At 56.4% G+C, this 20,443-nt stretch carries 19 protein-coding genes and 3 pseudogenes; 7 read left to right on the forward strand and 15 right to left on the reverse strand.

What is annotated here, in order from left to right; translation table 11 throughout:
• The first annotated feature begins 419 nt into the window (after nt 1-419).
• Nucleotides 420-827 carry a hypothetical protein gene (locus IVB36_RS06485; protein WP_247390995.1) on the forward strand — a complete coding sequence of 136 codons (408 nt, stop codon included), beginning with the start codon at nt 420-422 and terminating at the stop codon, nt 825-827.
• A 5-nt stretch (nt 828-832) separates the two neighbouring features.
• Here IVB36_RS06485 and IVB36_RS06490 read toward each other — a convergent pair whose 3' ends face one another.
• The 6 genes from IVB36_RS06490 to IVB36_RS06515 all read right to left on the reverse strand — a co-directional run bounded on the left by IVB36_RS06490 (nt 833) and on the right by IVB36_RS06515 (nt 3,996).
• Nucleotides 833-1,648, reverse strand: a complete 816-nt coding sequence (locus IVB36_RS06490; protein ID WP_247390997.1) for a hypothetical protein — start codon at nt 1,646-1,648, stop codon at nt 833-835.
• Nucleotides 1,649-1,859: 211 nt separating this feature from the next.
• Nucleotides 1,860-2,153 (reverse strand): hypothetical protein, encoded by a 294-nt coding sequence (locus IVB36_RS06495; protein ID WP_247390999.1) that lies wholly within the window; start codon nt 2,151-2,153, stop codon nt 1,860-1,862.
• Between the two features lie 228 nt (nt 2,154-2,381).
• The gene (locus IVB36_RS06500) at nt 2,382-2,549 is read right to left on the reverse strand and encodes a hypothetical protein (RefSeq protein ID WP_247391002.1); all 168 of its coding nucleotides are present in this window, start codon (nt 2,547-2,549) and stop codon (nt 2,382-2,384) included.
• 164 nt (nt 2,550-2,713) lie between these two features.
• A complete protein-coding gene (locus IVB36_RS06505) occupies nt 2,714-2,932 on the reverse strand; it encodes a hypothetical protein (protein ID WP_247391004.1) in 219 nt (72 codons plus the stop codon).
• Between the two features lie 555 nt (nt 2,933-3,487).
• The gene (locus IVB36_RS06510; RefSeq protein WP_247284137.1) at nt 3,488-3,628 is read right to left on the reverse strand and encodes a hypothetical protein; all 141 of its coding nucleotides are present in this window, start codon (nt 3,626-3,628) and stop codon (nt 3,488-3,490) included.
• Between the two features lie 179 nt (nt 3,629-3,807).
• Nucleotides 3,808-3,996: a hypothetical protein gene (locus IVB36_RS06515; RefSeq protein WP_247284135.1), complete on the reverse strand. Its 189-nt coding sequence runs from the start codon at nt 3,994-3,996 to the stop codon at nt 3,808-3,810.
• A gap of 801 nt (nt 3,997-4,797) precedes the next feature.
• On the opposite strand from IVB36_RS06515, the gene IVB36_RS06520 reads away from it, so the two are divergent.
• Nucleotides 4,798-5,790 carry a hypothetical protein gene (locus tag IVB36_RS06520; protein WP_247391006.1) on the forward strand — a complete coding sequence of 331 codons (993 nt, stop codon included), beginning with the start codon at nt 4,798-4,800 and terminating at the stop codon, nt 5,788-5,790.
• Between the two features lie 692 nt (nt 5,791-6,482).
• Here the strand turns inward: IVB36_RS06520 and IVB36_RS06525 are convergent.
• Both IVB36_RS06525 and IVB36_RS06530 read right to left on the reverse strand, forming a co-directional pair.
• Complete coding sequence (locus IVB36_RS06525) at nt 6,483-6,716, reverse strand: hypothetical protein (protein ID WP_247391009.1); 234 nt, start codon at nt 6,714-6,716, stop codon at nt 6,483-6,485.
• Between the two features lie 803 nt (nt 6,717-7,519).
• On the reverse strand, nt 7,520-7,861 hold the full coding sequence (locus IVB36_RS06530) for a hypothetical protein (protein WP_247391011.1): 342 nt from the start codon (nt 7,859-7,861) through the stop codon (nt 7,520-7,522).
• 180 nt (nt 7,862-8,041) lie between these two features.
• Between IVB36_RS06530 and IVB36_RS06535 the strand changes: the two are divergent.
• Nucleotides 8,042-8,469, forward strand: a pseudogene (locus IVB36_RS06535) (transposase); the annotation flags it as partial.
• A 647-nt stretch (nt 8,470-9,116) separates the two neighbouring features.
• Here IVB36_RS06535 and IVB36_RS06540 read toward each other — a convergent pair.
• The 5 genes from IVB36_RS06540 to IVB36_RS06560 all read right to left on the reverse strand — a co-directional run bounded on the left by IVB36_RS06540 (nt 9,117) and on the right by IVB36_RS06560 (nt 13,984).
• Nucleotides 9,117-10,226, reverse strand: a complete 1,110-nt coding sequence (locus tag IVB36_RS06540; protein WP_247391013.1) for a histidinol-phosphate transaminase — start codon at nt 10,224-10,226, stop codon at nt 9,117-9,119.
• 234 nt (nt 10,227-10,460) lie between these two features.
• Nucleotides 10,461-11,066 (reverse strand): CDP-alcohol phosphatidyltransferase family protein, encoded by a 606-nt coding sequence (locus IVB36_RS06545; RefSeq protein ID WP_247391014.1) that lies wholly within the window; start codon nt 11,064-11,066, stop codon nt 10,461-10,463.
• A 7-nt stretch (nt 11,067-11,073) separates the two neighbouring features.
• Nucleotides 11,074-11,874, reverse strand: a complete 801-nt coding sequence (locus IVB36_RS06550; RefSeq protein WP_247391016.1) for a phosphocholine cytidylyltransferase family protein — start codon at nt 11,872-11,874, stop codon at nt 11,074-11,076.
• Nucleotides 11,875-12,236: 362 nt separating this feature from the next.
• Nucleotides 12,237-13,109, reverse strand: a complete 873-nt coding sequence (aepX, locus tag IVB36_RS06555; protein ID WP_247391031.1) for a phosphoenolpyruvate mutase — start codon at nt 13,107-13,109, stop codon at nt 12,237-12,239.
• A gap of 638 nt (nt 13,110-13,747) precedes the next feature.
• Entirely contained in the window at nt 13,748-13,984 is a 237-nt protein-coding gene (locus tag IVB36_RS06560) for a hypothetical protein (RefSeq protein WP_247369702.1), read from the reverse strand.
• A 775-nt stretch (nt 13,985-14,759) separates the two neighbouring features.
• On the opposite strand from IVB36_RS06560, the gene IVB36_RS06565 reads away from it, so the two are divergent.
• From IVB36_RS06565 to IVB36_RS06575, 3 genes and pseudogenes are all read left to right on the forward strand, one after another.
• Nucleotides 14,760-15,623: a hypothetical protein gene (locus IVB36_RS06565; protein ID WP_247391018.1), complete on the forward strand. Its 864-nt coding sequence runs from the start codon at nt 14,760-14,762 to the stop codon at nt 15,621-15,623.
• Between the two features lie 898 nt (nt 15,624-16,521).
• Nucleotides 16,522-17,265, forward strand: coding sequence for a LuxR family transcriptional regulator (locus IVB36_RS06570; RefSeq protein WP_247385650.1), 744 nt, complete (start codon nt 16,522-16,524; stop codon nt 17,263-17,265).
• Between the two features lie 21 nt (nt 17,266-17,286).
• Nucleotides 17,287-17,897, forward strand: a pseudogene (locus IVB36_RS06575) (nitrogen fixation protein FixA); the annotation flags it as partial.
• 372 nt (nt 17,898-18,269) lie between these two features.
• Here IVB36_RS06575 and IVB36_RS06580 read toward each other — a convergent pair.
• Both IVB36_RS06580 and IVB36_RS06585 read right to left on the reverse strand, forming a co-directional pair.
• Nucleotides 18,270-18,953, reverse strand: a complete 684-nt coding sequence (locus IVB36_RS06580; protein ID WP_247391021.1) for an HAD family hydrolase — start codon at nt 18,951-18,953, stop codon at nt 18,270-18,272.
• A gap of 4 nt (nt 18,954-18,957) precedes the next feature.
• A complete protein-coding gene (locus IVB36_RS06585) occupies nt 18,958-19,482 on the reverse strand; it encodes a hypothetical protein (RefSeq protein ID WP_247391023.1) in 525 nt (174 codons plus the stop codon).
• A 508-nt stretch (nt 19,483-19,990) separates the two neighbouring features.
• Between IVB36_RS06585 and IVB36_RS06590 the strand changes: the two are divergent.
• A pseudogene (locus IVB36_RS06590) lies at nt 19,991-20,248 on the forward strand (transposase); the annotation flags it as partial.
• Nucleotides 20,249-20,443 lie beyond the last annotated feature (195 nt).

A 20,443-nucleotide genomic window follows, 5' to 3' on the forward strand; every position in this document is an offset into this window, starting at 1 on the left:
TTTTGCTGTCCAATCCCATCCGAAACCTCCGTCCAAGCCGGAGGCTTCTTTCGCACGTTCATTCGAATTCTGAAGCAAGGGTATCGGCTTCGCGCTTACCGCCAGTCTACGGCCGAACGGTTTTCGGAACCGGCGGCAACGTCTCTGTCGGCGGCACCACGCTATTCTCAGGACGCCGGGTGATCAGAGGGGCCTATAGCTCCGCTGGCACTGTGCTGTTCATGGACGGAGCGCAGGAAGGGAGCTTGCCCGGGACGCCCGCAACGGCGGCAGCCCGCGTCGCTCTGTTTGCTCGCGCGCTCGCCACTCCACAAACTTTGGACCGGGATCGGAGCGGCCTTTCTTATCACCAAGCCACTGAGTGCCACCAAACCAGCGGTCCTGGCCTCCTATCTCATGTCGCGAAGGAACCCCTGATCATGACCGCTCACTATGGTGTCACTCTTATTTCTGCTGCGAACAAGAACGCAATCAACGTCGTGCTCGCCCTTTGGGTAGGAGACAATCCGGCCGTCTCGCAGAATGTCAGCCAGCCGGCAAATCAAAGCGGCGACATCGGCGATGCGGCAACGTACTGGTTTGGCGGTCGTCCCTACGACGGCGGCGAACTCTCGGTAATTCAGAGTTTGCCAGGCAATATGCCAGTTGCGATCTGGCCTGTGCAGGGGGTGGCTGGGCCAGTCAGTGAAGCAGAAGCTATCGCGGCAGCGGCAGCTCTGATCGTAACCATGACGACGCGAGACAGCTACACGACGCAAGAGGCTCAAGAGACACTGGCCGCCTCGTTGAGCGCTTTGGGCCTGAGGCGAGCTGAATCGAAGAGCTAGTTTGACTATTCGTGCATCGTCCATCGCGCGTCACGTCGCTTAAGCGGGTATGGCGTCGAAGTCGATGCGCCCGAACCGGTTCGGTGATCTTTGATATCCGACCAGTTGAAGTCGTAGATTTCATCTTCGGCCCAGTCGGTGGGATAGTTGACTCTGAATAGCTCGCCGATCGAAGCGCGCATCGGCTGATAGCCGTTGGAGCAAACAATTGCTGGTGTGCCAGCGCCGAAATCGTGTGCACCAAACTGAGACGTGACGATCACCAGCAGACCGGCGACGGACAGGATCAGATTCTTCAAATTAGCCTTCTTGAAAGCATCGTGCCTACCATGCTTGCTGGCGTTGTAATCTTGGTACCAGGAAATTGGGGCGCCCTTTCCGTGGGGACTCGGAAGTCCACGTAGAGGTCGCCACTGTTCGAAAGGTCGCAAGGTCGGCGGCGAACCGCTCCAAATAGGTAACATGGACGACAGGTGGTGTGTAGCATCTACCCTTCGATAGTCGACCATATTCAATTGCCGGCCGCTGCGGCTGCAATTGTTCTCGGCTAGGATCACCTTGAAATTTGCTTCAATCTCGATGCAGGTCCGCATGAAGAGCGAGTGGATCCGGAACGAGTAGGCGCTCATGCACTCGGCGCTTGGTTCGACGTATTCGAATATTGAACGAAGATCGTCCTGGATCAGTGTCAGTGCACGAACATAATGTTCGGCGTCTCTCGCGTAGTCGCGATCGAGGATGTAGGCCAAGCTGCTGTAACCCGAGTTCGGTCCATCTGCGATTCCTCGAAAATTCCGGTGAAAGGGCTTTGCAACAGGCATCTGGCCTCTCCTGAGTGCTTGATCCTACGAGCCCTGAGCAAGCTGTGTCCACTCCCTTCTGGACAGTGCCTTTCCGAGAACAATCTCCCAGGGCGGTGCATCAAACGAAGCACATAGGTGCAGGCATTTCGGTATGGTCATGGCTGCGAGAGAGCGGATTTTCCTAGCTTTTCGATAATCTGCTGAACGCAGGCCGCCATTTCTTCCATCACTACTCGACCGGCCGGCTTCGGAGGACTTCGACTTCTCCAAACGAGAGCGAACAGCTAAAACGCACTCCGTCTTTTGAGTTTTCGATGGTGTCTTCATCTTTCGCGGCCGCTTCGCTGCTCCAATGCACGGGCGGAAGGATGACAAGACCTTCGGGGGTCGATTCGATTTGTTGATCGATATGCACCTCTTGCATCGCGAAATCTTGCTGGATAAGACGGCGATGCTTGTCTACGATGTTTAGCTCGTGCAGGGCACGGATTAGGTATCCCTTGCCCCACAGTATGGCTCGCATTCACGAATAATCTGCACGAAATGTTGTGGTACCCTGCGACATTGCTTCTCTAAATTCTTTTCGAAATGTGCCGCATCTTTCCCATGGGGGAAGTACGTTCCGTCTGCAGCTTGGCCGCCTAATTCTGCGCATACACATGCTGCTTGGTCCAATGCCGACCGAGGATTGTAAAGCGAGTCTGCGACGGTGAGTTGTAGATCGACAATGAAGGGCTGCGATCCGCTCCACTTAAGGTCGAAAATCACCGCTGGCGCGATTATAATTTACATAGATTGCAGCAAAATCAGTCCCGTCGAGTGCCTTAAACTCTCTCGCGAAAGCCTCCGTATGGGAATGAGCGCGCTTCAGCTTCATTGAGCAGCTGGCAAACGGGTTTGCGAGGTTCGCGTTGGCCATGGGTCTTCTCCGAAAATGCCATCTTAGAAGTGTTTACGTGAGAAAGTTACTTAGGGTTCCTCTCGGCTGGACAATCGCAGCGTAAATCCCCCCTCGCCAACCGTCCACTCCCTCAGGACAGGCGGTCCACTCCCTTCAGGGCACCGCGCTGCGCCAACAGCCGCTCACCCCTTTAGCGGCTTAAGCAACGCAACGCGCTCGTCGTTTAGTTCGCGAAGATATTGAGCGTTGGAAAGCTGCGTCTCCTGCCACTCGATGCGGTCTTCCGCGGTCCAGAGGTAACACTCGCGATCGAAGCGAGCTTTTTCGGCCTTATCGAATTCAGTGTAAAGTTTGATATCACGTTCCACCTGGTCCAGTTGTTCCTGGATAGTTCTTGGCATCAGCCGTTCCCTCGGCCTTGCCTCCAGCCAGTGTTAGTCTTTGGCTGAATCTATGTTGGCTAGCAACATGCGGTTCGCTCTCCTCGGTAAGTAGACGCATAGTTTGTTCGTAAAGGTTATTGCGTAAGATTGTCGTCATCTGCGCGACTGTCGATGCGATCTGGTTCGCGCAGATGGCAGTCCTTCCACTCTCTCAGGGTATTGGCTCTCTCGTTGGGAGGCGAGTACGTGCTGGCCTTGCGGCGCACAACGGGAATTTCTGGTCACTTCTTCGAACCACCGCCACTCTGCACCAGGGGATACGCAGGATGGACGCGATGAGCGATGCGCTGCTGATTAGCCTTGCGATTTGGGGAATGATCGGCTGCGCGGCATTGAGAGTGCTCGCGCTACTAGGCTAGCTCGTCGCCCCTGAATCATACCGCCGTCATCCTGGGGATGACGGCGGCCTGCCAATGGTCCTAATAAAAGGTGGGGCGGCCACCCAATACGCGAGCCGGTAGCGGCATGATCCTTATCCAGATCCGGGGCGTGCGCAAGCCTGATTGGCTCGTCTCAAGCCGCCCGATCAAGGCATTCCGTGTCGAGATCTGCGATGACATCCTCGAAAGCTGAGCTGGTCTGCTGTATGGCTGCAATCTTCTGCAGTTCGTCATCGCTGATCGGGCCGATGCGGCTCTGCAGCGCCACGACCATTCGCGGCGACGCTCTTTGAGTTGAACAAGGGGCAGGCCATGGTCAGGTAGATATCTCATGAGTGCCTCCACTGATGAATGCTCGAACAGCGTACCGGAAGACCGCTGAAGGACGGTTCTAAAATCTCGGTCAAATTTTAATGGTAATCTTCACGGCAATGGGCGCGTCGCGCGAAGCTGCTAGGAAGCTAGCCAATAGACAACTTTGATGGAAAGCGTGCCCAGCACGTAGAGCCATCCCGCCATCGCCAGCATGATGCTGAGGAAAAAGCTCACTCCCCAAATCCACTCGAAAAGGCGCCAATTGCCCGCGATCGGCAACTGCGTAGCGACAACGGTGTTCTCGTTCGACTGATCGGCTGAAACCATGGGGCGACCCGCAATACTTGGACGATTGGAATGGCCGCAGCGTCGCAGTCCTCTCCAGTTCCAGCATTTTCATAGGTGAATCCGGCCACTTCATTAGGGCGCCGGTCGCGCCCTTCGGGAAGTCCGTCGCATAGAAGCGGCGCGTGCCCGGTTACGAGTGTCAGGACAGATATCGATATTCGCGAGACTTCGGAGCTTTGGTGTCGATTGTAGTGACGGTGCACCGCAGGCGCGTCGCTCCGCTTCTTTGATCCGCTCTCGAAGTTCTTCCAATTCTGAGAGCCGAGAATTGAGTTCGTTCAACCGCTGGGCAAAAAGGAGACCGCGAGAGCTCTTCATCAATGCCTCCAACACAAAACAATGAAAGCCAAAAAATAGTGCAGGCGCAACGTACGAGGGAAAGTAAGCGTGTATGACTTTAGCCCGGCAGTCTGTGCACTTTTGTGAAACAGCGCACATTGTTAGCCGCATTGAACTTTGCACTTTGTCAGGTGCCGGTCCGCTTCCTCCGCCAACCGTGCGGGAATGCCGAAAGCTAGCACGGCGCGAATATCATCGTTCGCCGAAAGTTGAGGCTACCTACCCATACGGGCGGCAGGTCTAGCGTTCACTCCCTCAGGGGAGAGTAGGCCAAAATACAACCATAGTCGCAGTACAGAACAGAGAGCGGCGGCACAGAGCGCCGGCCGACTGCTGCGGCCCGACTGCGGGGGGTTTCTCCTCCTTTACCCCGCCGCGCCCGAAATCAGATCTGCTGCAAACGGCATCCTCTTCTTTTCTCGCGCAATCAAGGAACAGGACTTGACAGTTCAAATCGGCGTCAATGGCCACTCCATGTTCGCCTCCGGGGCGTACCGCCAGATCAATGACGAGGACGTCTTCAAGACGCTCGCCGCACATAAACTCAAGCGATACCGCCTGACCATTCCTCTGGCGGCTGACACTGATCCGTGGGTAGCGACGCGCTTCACCTCGATCGTGGGCCTCGCCGCCAACTATGGCGTCACTCTTGAACCTGTTCTGGCGCTTCCGCTAATGTGGGGCGACAAGACCGATGCCGGCAAGTATCCTGCCGGCGACGCTGCTGCGATCTACTCCCAGGGCTACAATCGGACCCTGGCGTTTGTTCGCCAGTTCGCATCTTCAGTCGGCGACTGGGAACTTGGTAACGAGATCAATCTGACCGTCCGTGATGCCAACGGCTCTCCGTTGTTCGGCAAGGGATGGACCTCTGCCGAGTTCGCTGCATATCCGTCGATGGTCGACTTCGCCAATCTCTTGCGTGGAATGTCGGACGCGATCGAGCAGGTACGCCGCGACACCGGCAGAAACCTTCGGCGCATCGTCGGCACCACATCGACGATGTTCGGCTACATCGACTTCATGAAGGCGAATGGCGTCAAGGTCGATGTGCTCGGCTATCACTATTACGAGCATGCCGGCGTGAACCCGACGAACTACTGGGGCGGAGTTCGTCCCAATTTCAACCTGTTCACAAAGCTGTCGAGCTACGGCGTTCCAGTCGCCATCAATGAGATGAACGGCGCCGAGATCTACGACTCAACGTTCGTCAACACCTCGACGTCGGCGTCGATGTCGGCCTGCAACTCAAACCTGGATGCGATGCTGGCGAGGTTCTCTCAGTATTCGTTCATCGAGTGGATTGATCTCTACGAGCTGATCGACGAGCCGGACAAGACTGGTCCCGATGGTCGGTTCGGGCTGATGTTCAATCTGTCGGCCCCGAAGCCGCTCATGTCGACGGTTGACAAGTATACGGGTGGACCCCAATAACAGCGGCGCTATTCCGGTGCAGATTTTCGGCTAGACTCCCTTCAGGGGTGAGCACATAGGGACTATCAACCTGTGGCATTTCTGCTAATGTTGTGGTCTCATTTGTTGGGAAACTCGCTCCTACGCCGGGAGGGTCCAGTGCCTGATGAACACGACTCCACTTTGCGCGATGCGCATTGGAAAATGTACTCAGAGAATTCGATCCAAGCGCGTCATCACGAGACGTAACGAGCGGCGGTAGCATCTACATTCATAGGCATTTCGGGCGCAGTCATCGCCTTCATGACTTCGGACAAGACGCTGAGTCCTTTGGACCTGCCGCCTGCACTGCTACTCGTTCTGCTCGGCATGTTCGGAGCAGTGTTTTCCGCGAAGCAATACGAGCGGATACAGCTACACACGCGGCGCGCACGGGGCTATCGTGATGCCCATGATGCGCTGCTTCCAGGGTCACCTCTGAGAAGCATCAGACGGATCGCGGATGATGACAACACGCGAGAATTTCCGAAACTGAGTGTTCTACGTCTGAATCAGTTTTGGATTGCGATGAACCTTGCGATCTCTGGACTTGGCGTTTGTCTCGTGATTGTGGCGCTATTCTTCCCGATTCGGGTCATAGCCCCGTAATGGCGTTCGTAGGTCGCCTTCTCGACGGTTGCCTTCACTCCCTTCAAGGGAAGGGAGGGGAGTGCTCAATGTACTCCGCTGGCCGTACCTTTCGAGATGGCGCGCGTCAAAGCCTCGAGGCGGGCTGCGATGCCGCTCATCCGGCGGGCCGCGTGTTGAAGCGCTACTATGTCGGTCGGCCCGGCGCCGGTCGCGAGATTGAGTTCGTTCTGCAGGTGCTGAAATTCCGCCTTGCACAGGTCCAGCTCGGCGAGAAGCATCGCGAATTCGTCCATTGGCGAACGGCCCTTCTGTTGCATGGGCTATGGCCACGATAAGAATAGTCCGACAGGGCTGTCAGGTGTCTTCTCACGGTGGGTAGTCCACCAGCATTCGATCAATCTCTTGGTCAAGCCAGCGTTTGGAGAGGCTTAGGAGGAAGCCCACCATCCGTCCAGGAATGGCTCCGGCAAAGCCCAATCGACTTGGTAGTCGTTGTCAGGGGGAGCTGATAGCTCCTGCATTCCCCCTTAGTGCCGCGTGGCGACGGAGCCGTCCTGATAGTTCTTTTTGTGCTGGGGAGGACATTATGCGAAGCTCTCGCCCAATCTTTTGTGCTCGACGACTTAGTGAACTCATTTCTCAGCTCTCAGAGTTGGAAGATCTTCGAGATCTGGTCGAAGAAGCTGAGCGAAGCGCCCGAGGTGTGCCTCCACTACGCTGGACACATCCTCCGTCGCGTGGGAAAGGCAGCCACCCGCTGGCAAAGGGCAACAGGAAAACTTTGCAATCGGGAAGTGGTTCCAAGCCGCTTGTCGGCCGCAGAATTCCCGGATGTTGACGCAAGCCGCTCCCTCTGGGGCGCCGAGCGGTTGGGCTTGGCGGCATTTACCTTGTTTGAGATTTTGACCCCGGCTGTGCCGTTCTGAATCGAGGCGAGCCAGCAGTCACACGTCAGCCCACCGCTGCTCGTCGATTATCCCAGCGTCTGGGTGTTTTGCCGGAGCGTCGTCGTGAGTTCAGGTTCGATGCCCAAACACACGAGCCGCCGTGTCTTCCACGTTCGTGACGAGGGCGAGAGTCCTCCGGAACGGTGCAGGAAGTGCGAGCAGTGCGGCAGGGCTTAAACGCTGCAGCGCTCCAGCTCGCGGTTCTGTTCGGGGGCGTGCAGAACGCGCGCATGCCGCGAGCGTTTGGCGTTACAGCTAGCGTTACAGCATGATGCACCGCCGCGCGCCACGCCCACCACGCAAGGCACCACCAGATGGCTTGCTACGACGACAAAGTGGGTGACAGAAACGATTGCGGGAGACGACGAGGTATCACTGTGAGTAATCGTCACCACCGCCGCGCTGATCTGGCTAAACTCGAACGCAATACACCTGGCGCCTTGCTGACGTATCTGGTCGAGCCCGACGAACCGGCGCTCGATGGCATGCCGCTGCTCAAGGCTGCGGCGGGCCACTGGACCGGCCGGTCTCGAAGATGGTCGTCACTGCCTCATCTGCAGTTCATACTTGTGACCAGTCGGGACATCGGCGATGTTGCTCAGCACGCCTGACATCGCCAAGCCGACCAAGTTGGTACCGCCGGAACATGCCGGGCGTGCTGGGAAGCGTGATTCTGCCCGTTGAGGGAGGCGTCCATGGGCGAGGTTAGCACGATTGGTCTGGATTTGGCGAAGTCGCTGTTCCAGGTGCATCGGATCGATGTCACGCGCGCGGTCCTGATGAAGCGGGTAAGTCGGGCAAAGGTGCTGGAGTATTTTTGCCAGTAGCCACGTTGTTTGGTTGGGATCGAAGCATGACCGTCAGCGCATCATTGGGGCCGCGAACTTCAGGCGCTTGGACATACGGTCAGACTGACACCTCCGAGCTATGTGAAGGCCTACCTCAACCGCAGTAAGAACGATGCGAATGATGCGGCTGCAATCTGTGAGGTTGTGACGCGGCCGTCGATGCGTTTTGTCCCGGTCAAGAGACGACGGAGCAGCAGCCGTTTTGATGCTGCACCGGACTCGACAATCGCTGGTGCGCCAGCCTACCAATGTTGAGCAATGCACTGCGCGGGCACCTGGCCGAACTCGGCATCGCGTCGGCCAAGGGGCGCAACGGGACACGGAGTTACCAAGGATTATCGATTGTCGGGGGCGAGACTACAAGGAACGGAAGCTGTCGCTCGCGGCCTGAGGCAGGCGGACTACGAGATGGCAACACCAATAGACGAGCGCATGACGACTTAATGCAGATACCTCGTTCCGAGAATCGGGAGAACCCGCTTTCAGACGGTCAACGCCCGGTGGGCGAGGTAGAACATCGCGAAGGTGGAAATGATGAGGCTTGTTCGGGAGAACGACGCTCGCACTTGGACAGCAGACTCAGTGTGCGTGGCTTGAGGACGGGCATGTGACCCGATGGGGCAAGTTTCGCGCCTTATTAGTCGAGCGTGGCGGACTTCCGTCCGCCAGCGCGGACGCGCTCTTGTGTCGCATACCAGATTAGGTAAGCATGAAGAGTGCTGTACATAGCCGATCTGCGCTGGAAGATTGTGGTCGCCGACGGCGCGAAGAGAACCGCGATGTGGTTGCCGCGGGGCCTTGATCTGCTTTGATTCCGCTCGACCGAGTAATGGAGTGTTCTGTGATTGCAGCTCTGGCCCCAACTAAAGTTTCTTTCCTTCTGGATCAGCCATGAGAAGGCTTAGTACCGGCGTCGGTTGCGCTAATCAGAGAAGTCTTTCAGTGCTTCCACCAAAAGCCTATTGTCGTCTTCAGTGCGGCTTGCGATGCGCAAGAATCGTTTACCATTCTGAAGAGTCTTGCCGCCATTGTGCCTGATCAATATCCGTCTATCTTTTAAAAGTGTTTGGGCGATCACGTCCCCATCCGGCCAATGGGGCGGGAGTTCGCAGAACACGAAATTTGCGTCGGGCTTCAGAACTCTCATTCCGTCGATGCTGCGCAGGTCTGCGTATAGTTTGTCCCTGTCGCTGCCCACCCTCACCCAACTCTGCTTTGCAGCGTGCGCCAGGTGAGGAAGCTTGCTTAGAAAAAACTCAGCAAACGTATTAACATTCCACGTGGGGAGGGCGGCTCTAATTTCGTCCATCGTCTGTACATTTGCTGATGCCGCATACCCGACCCGTAAACCGCATGTCCCGTAAATCTTTCCAAGGCTTTTGAGAACGATCACGTTGGGAAATTCCAGCAAGTGATTTTCCAGGCTTGCACTTCGCCCGAGCTCACTAAACTCGATAAATGACTCGTCGATCAGTAGGAGTTGCTGTTGAGCTCGAAGCGCGGAAGCCAGATATAGTAAATCCGCATAGGGAACCATCCGCGAAGTGGGATTATTCGGCGATATCACGACTGCGCCGTCGACACCATTTGCACGCGCAAATGCTGCATAGCGGTGCACATCGAGTTCAAAATCTGGCGGTGACAGGAAAAAGCGTGACAACCGCCCGGGCAAGGCGGTGGTTTCATAGGGATTGAAGGTTGGGACCGGGACAGCAATCCGCATACCCAGTCGGCCAAGGAGGATGGGAATCAGTTCAGCCACGCCATTGCAAATGACAAGATTACTAGCCGGCGTCTTCACCGCATCCGCAAGAAGCTGGACCAGCTGCGCATTAGGAGAGGGATAGCAAGTAATAAGCCGCGGTAGAGCGTTCTTAAGTTCGTCAAGGAACGCCTGCGGCGGAAAATATGGATTTACCAGAAGGACGAAGTCCTTGATGTCATATTTCCAATAGCCGCCGGGGAATCGGTTGACCAGGTCAGAAACCTCGTCCGGCCTAAGGGATACGGCGATTTGTGCTGCGCTGTTCATGAGTGCGACTAGCTCAACGTTTCAGGGCAAACGAAAATCGTAGGATCGTCGCGATCTCCCGACAAGCTCCCGGCGAACAAGCATCGAGCAGTGCCGATCCGTGCGGAGATGTTCTCGGCAACAAGTCTGGTGCACGCCGGGGTTGGCGAGACTACACGTCATCATGTGACCTCCATGGAAGTGAAGCCTGCAAGCCCAAGAAGGCCAGTCGCTGGATCATACTTCCATCCGCCATCAAAAGGAGCGACTGGCTAAAAGCACCGATGACGCGACGGCGAAGATGCTTATTGCCGTATACATTGTTGCGCTGAGTGGTGGCACGCGAAGAGGCGCGACATGCGCTATAGCGAGCAGCAAGAAAGCAATGTTCACGAAATCCGGAAATGCTTCAGCAGGAATAAGAGGCTTAAAAAGAAATAGAAGCGCCAGGAGCGGCACGTCGTACGATAAGGGGATGCCCAAGAACCGTTTATCACGCGACCTGCCAAAGTTCGCAAAGTAGCTAAGCCTTATTGCTCCCGTCACCAGTAGAGCGGTTGCGGTCGCAAACGCGACTTGTGAAGCTTGGCTGACTTGTACCACAACTGCCGCAGGCACAACGGCTCCATAGACGATATCTGCAAAGCCGTCGAGGCTCGCTCCCATTTTTGCGACATCTGGATCCCGACCTTTGGTGCGACCTGCCACAAACCCGTCCAGGTGGTCCGATAGAACAGCCCAAAGCGCCGCTGCCACAGATAGCTCCAGGCGGTCAGAGAGAGCTAAAAACAGGCTGGCGGAGGAAAAGAGAAGACCTGTGATCGTTATCGCGTTCGCTGGATCCCAAAGGTATTTCAGCATTGAACTCTCACCTCGTTTGCAAATGACGTCTCGCCGCGTTGGCATTCGTTCGGTCCTTGAAAATGCGCTCGGCAATCTCCAAATCGTCAGCATCATCAATTTCGTACCAGCTGAGGCCGTCGCATTGCGCCGCGGCGAGCTGTAGGCCTCGCCTCGCTATCAGATAACCCAAAAGTTCTTCGGTGTAGGTCTGCCTAGCTCCAGCGGTGATGATTTCGTCCAGTGTCGGAACGATCGTTGCCTTGAGTGTCGGCGCTGAAAGCCGTAGAAGGTTCATCGTCTTGAACAGCTTTGGGCCATCCGCAACAAGATTTGCCGCGGTTTGCTTCAATCGAAAGCCTGAGATGAAGCCGTTCTGCGACAACAGAACGGCCGACCCTTCCATTGAATCATCGAAGGGAACGACTGCAGCTACGTCGGTCCCGCGGCAGACCATCAAGTGTCGCAGCGCATCCTCTTCGAAAAAGACGTCGCCCTCGAGAAGAAAGCAGTCTCCGGAGAGAAGAGCGTCGCGCGCCAGCCACAAAGAATAGGCGCTTCCGGTCCGGTCGAAGACGGTCGACTCGACATATTTGATTTTGAGTTCGCCAAAGTTGCTACCGCAGGCATATTGAATGGCGTCTTTGCGGTAACCCACCACGATCGTCACCTCTTCCACGCCGACAGATTCCAGATTGTGCAGAGCGTTGTGAAGAATCGAAGTGCCGTTGACCTCGACCAGCGACTTCGGCCGCAGATCTGTCAGAGGACGCAGGCGAGAGCCGCAGCCAGCGGCGAGAATGATGGCGTTCTTGGGAGCATCGGTCACAGTTTAGTTCCTTTTTCGTCGCGCCTCTAAGGTGAAACACCGACGGACTTCTTCCGCCAGCTTAGGCGTGCTGAAGCGAAATCAGGTCTGCCGGAGCCATCTGAAAATGGAGCCCAAGCGTTAAGACAGACAAATGGTTCTCCTCGGTCCTTTCACCAGAGAGAAGGGAGGCGCTGGGTCCGGTGCCTCGAGCTGCCGAGATGGCCAAGTGCGCATTTCGGTTGAGTGAGGCGGGCTACGCTATCTCAGGACATCTCAGTGCAATGATTAGGCATTTGAGATTGCAGTCGAACTTGGCCAGCTAGGAGGAAATCCAGGACAGTAGGTGGACAACGAAAATGCGCTCCTGTGTCGACGAAACCCTATTTGCGCAGTTCAGCGTCGGGACGCAAATATCGCGTTTCCGCACGGGCGAGTTCGTCGTACTTGAACAGTTCGAAGACTTCCTCGAGAGTAGCGATGTGCGGCTCAATGCTCGCGGTGCTTTCCTCAGCGATGATGCGACCGCAGACTTGACGCATTGCCGCCATCGCCGCTCGCATAGACTGGTTGGCCCAGATCACCGTAGAGATGCTGGCTTTTCGGTATACAGAAATCGGTGTTAGATAGTATTTCGTCGGAACGATCACGACCGGCAGTCTGTTCTGCCAAGCGCGCGCGAACGAAAGGACTTCGTCCGCGGTGCTCCTTCGCGAATGAATGAGGATCGCATCGGCTCCCGCGTCGGCGTAGGCGTGAGCGCGCGAAAGTGCTTCGTCCATCTCATGCCCAGCAATCAACGCCTCGATCCTTGCCACCAAGATCAAGTCGTCCGCGACTGTATCCTTCACTGCCCGGAGGCGGCCAGAGAATTCGTCGATATCGGCGAGGGGGTGCCGATGCCCAACAAACGAGTTCATTTTCGGAAAGCAACTGTCCTCGAGCGCCACGCCGGCTGCTCCACGCTGACGGAGGCTGCGTGTCACGAGGCGCGCGTTGTTGAAATTCCCGAAGCCGCCATCTCCGTCAACGAGCACAGGCAGTCCGCTCGAGTCCACGATCCGCTCGACTACATCTACGAGTTGGCTCCACGACGCTTCGTTGGCATCGCGGTAGCCCAGGGAGCAGGCAATTGACAGGCCGGACGCCCAGAGGCCTTTGAACCCCGCGCGCTCAGCGATTGCGGCGGAGAGACCATCATGCGCTTCCATGAGGAACGATAGCTCTCTGCGGCAGCAGATTTCGGCCCGCAGAATTTCAGCAGGTGAGGAACCAGCGGATTGATCAGGGCCGTTGGCGCGAACAGATGCTAATCGGTCTTGCATGCCAATTCCTTGTGATGACGGGCCTAACGTGTAGACCGGCCGATTTCATCAATCGATAGGTGACATGCTTCCGTCATCTAGATCAATTGCGAGGGTTGGTAGTTGACCGCGCCCGCAAACCTGCTCCGTGTCGGAGTGCTCAAGAGTCATCTTCCGCGTTTCAATCGCTATGTCGGCAACTTGCAGCCCATGCCGAGCGTCTTCCCCAGCTATCCCGCGCCTGTGATCCGCAATCACCGAAGCCTATGACTGAGACGCGCGCTTAACTTTCACGCACGTTTCGTTTGTCTGTAGGGCGCCGCGGTCTTGCCTGTCCTGCCACGTGCGAGGCTCGGCTTGTGGCGGCTTCAAACACACCGCAATACGTCCGTCGAGTTGCCATAGCTCGATGTCGTTGGCATCAACTAGCTGCTGAGCACGTTCCTGTGCTTTTTGCTCGTCGGCACACGGCAAATTGGCCACGCTTATAACGTGGCGGTCGTGATCCAAAAGGTAAGCTCGGTAGTGCGCCATCCCCTCCCCAAGAAGTTGACCGGGCCCAGACCCTCGCTGGCTTGATCATCGGACCATCACCTCAATCCTTCAATGAGCGTTCTCCGGCCGAGCGCATCGTTCGCCGTCAGAAGCGAACCGCCAAGCATTGCCAAGTAGTTTGGCAACTCGCAATCGGGAAGCGCGTTCATATTGCGCACAAACGAGGCGACCGAGTTCCTAAGATCAGCTCGGTCGAGATGATCGACAGCCCGCTGCTTGCACCGCTCGACATGTTTGTCGCGCGTCATTTCAATTAATAGGAAATGTTCCATTTCGTCTCCCCAACCGATGACTGCTTCCAATAGTGAAGTTGGAGCCGAGCGGATTTGGCCCGTCTGTCCGAGGGGCGACAAACGGCTGCGCTTTTGTTCGCAAATGTGGGAATTAGGACAGAGAGACACATCGCGACCGCACTGTCGGCGCCGGGCGGAGTCCAACCCAGATACCGGGTCCGATGGCGCAGGTTTTCTGACGCGCGAGAGCTATCAATCGCTGCGCCTCCTGCTTTGACCATTCGCGTGGCCTTCGATATAGCCGGGGCTCGATCGCCATGTCACCTCAGTAAGGAAGAAGGCACGCAAGCTCGGCTTGCTGCTCCAGAAGCAGGCCGACCCCTCGCAACTCCATGCGAGGTGAAATCATTCAATGTGGAGCATCGCGCGCCACCGCCACCTGCGACGATATTCGTTAGGTACGCGTAGGCCGCTCCAAATGGAGTTCGAGAATCTCCTTGGCAGCCGCGGGGCGCCATGCCGCGAACGATGTCGTCAGGGCTGAACGCCTGGATCGGGTCAAAAGGGGCGGCTCAAAGGCGTTGGGAGGTCAAGTCCGGTTTACCCGTCATAGCTGATGGTCCCAGCTTGGCTCATGCTCCTTCACATCCGAGCGAAGCTCCTGCGGCCGGCCACCGCCGGGAAGCCGCCGCGACCCCCAGTTCGCCTGCCGCGCAAGCAAAGGGAGCGGTTTGCAAAGAAAGCGATGGGATGTGCCGCAGCCTACACTACACGCGAACTATAAAACGTTGACCGTCCCCATGAGCTTCTGTTGATGATCGCGAGTTTCAAACCGTTTGATGAGTTGCGTCTCGAAATTGCCCACCAAAACGAGGGGGCGACAGCATACTTGGTGTGGAGCAAGTGTGCTTTGCGAGCGCCGTCTGCCAGGCTGCTCACAGAGAAGGACAGTCGGATGATTGCGCCGATTCGACGGAACTGGAATCCAAAAGACATTTTCGATGAGTTGACGCCGGCCATGTTCACGGCCGGACCATCGATTGTGCGCGGACGTCGGGACAAGTTGTGGCCAGAGTTGTATACTGAATACGACGCGAGGCACTTAAAACAAGAAGTGTTCAACCGAAATCTGATCGCCACCAACGAAGCTGAGGCGTTTATTAGTGCCTGGGCCGCGGATGAAGAGCGTCACACCGATAGTTTCATCCGGATCATGGAGCTTGTCGCTGGTGAATCCGAAAAAGATCTTCGAGACAGATTGGAGGCTCGATCGCATAGTTTTTCTGCAATCAATGAATACTTGAAGGACGAATTCTCTCTGATCGTTATGATCGCATTTGATGAGATGTGTACTTGCCGCGCCTATGCTGCGGATAGAGAGTTCTATGCCGGACTTGGCAGCAGCTTCCTTCGTTGCCTGAGAGAGGTGGTTGCCGACGAGGCAGTTCACTCGATGAACGCTGTTAATGTTCTCCGTGCCCGTTACTGCGAGCGCATTCCCGAAATCGGCGAGATTCTCGACAGCCTAATCCGCAGCGTGGGCGATGATCCGGACTATACAGGCACCTTCGTACTGGATTACTTCGGCGAGAATTACACGAAGCAGATGTTTGTCAACTGCCGCGCCGCTGTCCTGAGAAACGTCGGTAAGCCGCTAACAGCGGCAGTGACAAGTTGAAGCGTCGGCGCGCAACTAGACAGACGAGCGCTCATCTCCCGTCAGTGCCTCAGAAGTGCATGTGTTGGTCGGCCAGAGCGGATTCGGCTCACAGAGGATTCAGACAGCCTGCATGCGCTGTCCTTGAACGTTTTCGCTCGTTTTCAGTTTATTGGCAAGCGACACGCAATAATGAGCGATTCAGCGGTGCCTTGCACAAGGGGCACCGGTCACACGTCAAGAGAAAAAGCCAATCAGGCAATCATCACGAACAATTAAGCCAAATGCCTGTCGGCTTTCCTCCTGTTGTCGCGAATTCTTCAACGCACGCGCCCGAGGCAGCTATCGCAATTCTCTCAAGTCATTGTCGTTAAACCCGATTTTTTGGAGCGGTGCAACTGGTACGACCCTTGCTGTTCTCATCCCTAGGTTCTCTCCCTTCCGGAGATGCGTATGCAAAGTGCCCTCTGCACCAAGCAGAATTTCCGACCGCCGGCATATCGGGGTATCCCCCCGACGAACATCGTCTTGCACGACGAGGGCCGGTCGCGGTCAACCCTTAGGAATTGTTCGCGTCGGAGGCGTGCGACTAAGCCACCGAGACGCCGCGCATTGTTCATGCAAGGAGCCAAAGTTGCGCGACGAGTCTGTTGGGCTGCTCATCGACCCGGCTCTCGTCGGTGCCGGCGCGGTGAAGATCAGTTGGGGGCTGACGATGCAGATCCGTAGATCGTGCACGACCTTGGCCCATTTCTTTTCATGCTCGCCGGCAAGCCGAACATCCGCGGTGACACCGGGCTCGTTGAGCTCGGGACCGCGGAGCGGCTCGGCGACGGATTGGAACTTGCCTCCGCTTAAAACAAGCTCAATCGAGCGGCGCAATACCGACCTCTTGGGTCAGCCCGCTGAGGCGCCCAAAATGGATCTTTTCAGCTTCACCGAATGCGCGACGCGAACGCAATCGCTCCGATCGCTTTTCGAGCTTCTTGTGAGCTGTGCCAGCGACGAAGGCTTCAGCGAAGTCTCTTACGGAGCGCTCAATTTCGCGGAGCCACTTCGCCTACCGGAGTATCCGCCGCCCGCCGTGGCCGTTAAGTGGCCGCCCGAGTGGTGTGAACGATATTTTGAGCGAAAGTACCACAAAATCGATCCGGTGGTCCGGCGGACACCGACGCTTTCGCGGCCGTTTCTGTGGGATCAACTCGCCGAGCAATATCAACTACAGCCCGACGAAAGGCGCGTACTTGACGAGGCCAGAGAGGCCGGTCTCAAGCACGGCATGAGTGTACCATTGTTTGGGCCATTGGGTCGATTATCGGTCGTATCGTTTGCATCTCGGTTCGACGATGCCGATCCGCAACATTCCAAAGGCCATCTGAACGCACTAGCCTGGCACTTTCACACCGCTTGTGTGGAGATCACACGTCCGGCGGAAGATAACTGCAATATGAGAGTTGCGCTATCACAGCGGGAATTAGATTGTCTAGGGTGGGTGGCAGAGGGCAAATCGTCATGGGAAATCGGGAGGATATTACAAATCAGCGAGAATACGGTGAACTTTCATCTTAAGAACGCGATGCGAAAGCTGGGCGCGACCAGCCGGATCCAAGCCGTCATTGTGGCGATCCGCCTCAATCTTATTTTTGATGTCCATGCTGCGTGAGCATCTTGATGGACGACGATTGTACCCAAGGCGCTGACATTCGGCGCCGATCGAGCCGTTCTGCTCATTGACCGGCGCTTCGCTGGTTCTGATACCTGGTGATAACTGGCAGCCGCCATCCGAAAAGTTCGTAAGGAGCTTGGACCGCCGACTTCATCTTTACCGGCAAGCAAACCATCGACGGTGACACCGCCCAGGTGGGACCCGGATTGCGAAGCGGCTTGGGATGCTACGGCTGACCTACGTCGGCAAGATCAGAGCACTAGACCTAACCGTGCGCACAATCCAAACGGAACGACGTGCCGAAGGCGGTGTCCAGGTTCTGCTTACCAGCCCGTATCTCATTACGATTCTCGAGGCCACCACCAGATTCGCCGCGGCGCCATGGCCGGATGCGCTACGAGCCGCCCGCGCGCCAATCTTGAAATGGAACGCACAGGACGCGGGTCTCGAGGACCATTCCAAATGTGGTCTCGCCGACCGTGATCAGGTGAGTCTTCGCTCCCTCGGCGCGCGCTGACAAAGCGGTGCTGGTGGAGGCTTCCGAGCAGCCGCCGCAAGCTTTGATCCACGCGATCTTCAAGCACCAGCCAAAGCTTGAAGCGGAAGTTGCCGCACCGGTCCGCGAGTAATCTGGGCAGCTTTGTGGGCGCTATCAGGCATGCGCGTCGCTGCACAATTTCGAGGCTCTAACGCTCCTGGATAAGAACTCGACGGCAGCGCCGCGGCAAGCGCGCTCCCGACAAGAGGAAATTTCTCGGCGCGGGTCTTACGTCTTCAACACCGGCCCGTCTGGAAGGAGAATGGGTGTTGAGTCGGACTGCCTCAGGTTGCAGATTGACAAACTCGAACGGCGAAGTCCCCTATCGGCCAATACTAATTAGGCGCGCACCTTCGTTTGGGCCTCGTCCGTCCAGAGCCGATGCTTCGGCCATCAGTGTGAAGGCTTCGCTGGAGAACAGGAAGACATGGACGGTAGAGGTTTTCAGTCATGCTCTGCGTCGTTATGAGTTCTGAAAAACGCCACGCTCCTGCAGAATGGGCAGCAGCTTATGATGGTCCTCGATGAGATAATCCGGCTGCGCCGCTCGCAGACGCGTCTCGGAAACAAATCCGCCCGTAATGGCTACGCTGATCAGGCCAAGTTCGCGTGCAATATCCGTTTCGACCGGCATGTCCCCGATGATGAACGTTGAGCTGGGGTTCAGATTGTATGCTCGCATATACAGATGAAGCCGCTCTCCTTTGCTTGTGCTTTTATATTGAGTAGCGCGGCTTTCAAAAGCCAGAACCTCCGCGACACAATCGTCGATTCCAAGTCTTCGTAATTGGGTAATAAGGGGATCGACTATATGGTTACTAACAATAATGCTGGGAACCTCTTGTTGACGTGCCGTTTCCAAAATGCAGCGCGCGCCTTCGCGCAGTTCGGCTTTGCTCGCCAGCGGTTCGTAAGTGTCGTGAAAAATAGCGCTGTCATGGCTATCGACCGTTTCGATTTCACTCTCCGACATTCCTAGATTGCGGTAAAAAACCGAAAGTGGAACATCGAAATGATCCCGAAAAGTGTGCATGTCGATGGCAGCTCGGCCGAAGCGGTCCAAAATGGTGTTCGTCGTTTGTAGCAAGGCGTCGGCGTCGTCGAGGAGAGTGCCGTTCCAATCGAATACAAGAGCAGGTTTCATCATGGCCTCATGCTGCAGACGTTTTCGTTGAGGTGAGATCGGCGATCAATCTATTCGAAGTCTCGTCTGCGCGTTTTTGCCGGCCAACGGGGCGGCATCTCGAACGTAAACGCATCAAGACCGATTCCCTCATGTCCCCGCGGCAGCAAAGAAAGCAGACTTCAAAGGGCACATCAGCGTTGACCAGAGCCCCGTTCAAACAAACCGTCAAACGACGGCGGGAGGTTTTATGATTATCAAAGGGCTGGAAGTCGGCGTCACTCTTCTCCCTGTGAGAGGGAGTGCGAACGTGTGCTATAGCTACATGCGGCCTGGAATGCGCGTCCTGCTCAGTGAAATCAACATCTGCTAGTTTGCCTGCTGGCCGGCATGACTTTGTATGTTGAAACCGTTCTTCATGCATAGATGCGGCAACGCCGAACCCCCTCTGTGCACGGTTTTCAAGCTTCGGCACCATGTGCTTGAGCTGATCGGAAACCGGCCTTTGTGAGCGGCTTGAAGGCAACAGAAATGCGCCTGCAGCACCGGACATGCTATGTCTCCTTGACCGACGATTATGGATGTCGCCCGTTGCATGTTGTTGTTTTCCCCCCCTGTACGGTTGCAGACATCCGATGTCTGGAACCGACACCGAGCGGAGGTAATCCGTCGACTGGCGCGAAGCACATGGTTTTGCGCCTCAGCAAGCAAGGCTCGTACCAAGTCCTCTTTCGCGGGCAGGAGGCTTCGCCGAGCTTGGCAAGCGAACTGTGTGATTCGAAACAGCCGCCCTGATCCGGCTGCCTGACTTCCGACAGCGCGGCCGCCAAAAGTCAGCTTTGGTGGGCACGGTGCCTGATGGGCTATCCCGCGGTGCTCCGCCTAGCAGCCGCAGCAAAGAGCGTTACGCGACTGTTGCCGCGGCGGGAATGTCTTGGTCCAATCCTCAAGCGGCCAGTCCGAACCCTACGCTGAAGAACGAAAACGTTCAGTGAACTTGACCTGCCCCTGCAAATTTCCTCCACGCGGAGTTAGAGTCCGGCCTTCTCAAGGACGGACAGATGAAGCGAGCCAGGTTTACTGAGGAACAGATTATCGGCGTGCTGCGGGAACATGAGGTTGGTGCGAAGACCGCCGATCTCGCGCGCAAGCACGGCGTCTCGGAAGCCACGCTGTATAATTGGAAGGCCAAGTATGGCGGCATGGACGTTTCCGAGGCCAAGCGGCTGAAGCAGCTTGAGGAGGAGAATGCCAAGCTGAAGAAGCTCCTGGCCGAACAGATGCTGGATGCTGCAGCACTTCGCGAGCTTTTGTCAAAAAATGTATGACCCGCCCCGCCCGTGCAAGGTCGTTTAATCAGGACGATGCTGTCTGCACAAATGTATCCGGCCTCTTGCAAGTGGGCCGCTGTTGCAGCCAGGCCATGATGAGATCCGCGCGTGCCGTTCCCAGATAAATGGTTCGGGCTCGAAGCCCGCTTTTTTGCACAGGGTTTACGGCGCGCCGATCGACTG

Source organism: Bradyrhizobium sp. 35, assembly GCF_023073215.1.
Classification (GTDB): Bacteria; Pseudomonadota; Alphaproteobacteria; order Rhizobiales; family Xanthobacteraceae; genus Bradyrhizobium; species Bradyrhizobium canariense_D.